The 1799-nt window shown below is 37.8% G+C and carries 1 protein-coding gene; it reads right to left on the bottom strand.

Going from position 1 to position 1799, the window contains the following annotated elements:
* Positions 1–200: 200 nt before the first annotated feature.
* On the bottom strand, positions 201–1799 hold a 1599-nt coding region (locus E1171_RS23465; protein WP_187696182.1), incomplete at its 5' end, for a hypothetical protein.

Genomic DNA, 1799 nt, shown 5'->3' with positions numbered 1-1799 from the left:
TTTCATCATTTGCCCCTTTCCTAATTTTAAGCCAATCCCATCATTCTCAAATTAAATTTTACTATTGCCTCTTATCAGGGGGCAGCTTCAAAACTCTCTGGACATCGGTTCTACTAGAGCGGCTGAAAGAGTAACTGCAGTATTGGTAAAATGAAATTATATTTGGCTATAGTCTACTTGTGTTTTTGTCTGATGTATTATCAAAGACTTTCCATTTCTACACCAAAATCCATCGAATCCGACTCATTCCTTTGAAGATCTTCTGGTACACGGGCCTCTTCTTCTTCCTTAGCTTCTTGTGCTGCGGCTTCTTGACTATCCTTCACAGCAACCGCCAATTCTTGACTATCATTAACGAGTGCAGTAGCCTTAGTAGAAAATTCTAAATTTGCCTCGTTAGTTACTGTTTCTAAATCTTTATTAATATTTCCTAGCTCTTCATATTGATCAGCTACAAATTGATTTAAGTTTGCAACATCATCAAATGTACTGAATTTTTCACTTACATCATTCAATCTATTTGCTACCTGTAGAAGTTCCGTCTGGTTATTCGGATTAAGTCTAATTAATTCCTGTAGAGCTTGAGCCGATTTTTTTATAAAAGCTCTACCATTAGCAAATTTAACAGCCTTAACTGCAGCATCATAACTTTCAAAACCAGAATTTATAAAAGCATCCATACCATTACCTTCGTCTCTTATATGAAGAACAGCGTCCTCTGGTTCCATTGCGTTGAGTTGTTCTTGTAGTTCCTCTGCTACTTCTATAGTATCATCCGTCGCTAATAATTCTAATCTTTCCATCGTCCGATCAAAGGTAGATCGTCTATCAAAAGCCGCTTTAAGTAATCCATCTATAATAGATTCCGAAGGATGTCTACCTTTTACTTTAAATATTATAGAAACAATATCTTTAGCTCTCAAAATGAGATATATAAGTGCACTAGGTATAACCATACCTTCAGTAAGAGTTACAGCCCAATTTGGTAAACCAGAGGTATCTTGAGTCAGGTCCAGATTTTCAGGCGTTATTTCCTCTTGTTCTTGATCATAACCTATAACCCTAAGGTCACCCGTTGTACCAGCAATCGAAACGATTATAGTGTTGTCATCATTAGGAGCACCCGTGAAATCAGATAGCTTTTGAAATCCGGGGATAAGATTAATCTCAGATGCATTATCAATAAAGATCCCTTCAGGAGAAAAAGTAATATCGTATTCGTTGCTTGTAAATGATCCCTCACCTTCATTAACCACTGTGAAATTAATAGTATAACCTCCGTTTTCCTCATTAAGGCCTGCGGTAGTAGGTGGTGTTAATACTAAATTGCCTATATGTGTGAAAGTTCCAGCAGGTCCACTGTTATACAGCAAATAGGTTACATCCGTAAAGTTCGCCCATAGGAAGGGGTACTTCGCGCCATAGCCTTGTATAGCCAATACATTTAAAAAGGTTACATCATTAAATTGATCGGTCCCTTGAAAGAAATTATCTATATTTTGCTGCATTTGGGCCAAAGTATCAGCCGTAATAACTGGGGGGTCTTGTACCAGATCTATAATATTATTTATCTCACCCTTCAAAGCCGACGTGAAGTCCAGGCTTAATTGAGAATCAGAAAAAGCCTGGATAAATTTAAAAAAGAAAGCTGTGTTGTTCATAGCATTAAGGTCCGCAGGTTCGATGGTTTGATCGGGAAAGTCATCATTCTCCGTAGCCACGCTAACGTTTTTGTAAGCCACAGGCTTATACCATTCCGAAGCGGGAAGGCTAATTAGTAGGTTGTAGTTCAGAGAATA

This window comes from Xanthovirga aplysinae (assembly GCF_009711365.1).
Lineage (GTDB): Bacteria > Bacteroidota > Bacteroidia > Cytophagales > Cyclobacteriaceae > Xanthovirga > Xanthovirga aplysinae.
Note: the sequence above shows the minus strand (reverse complement) of the source record. Positions and strands in the feature narration are given on the sequence as shown.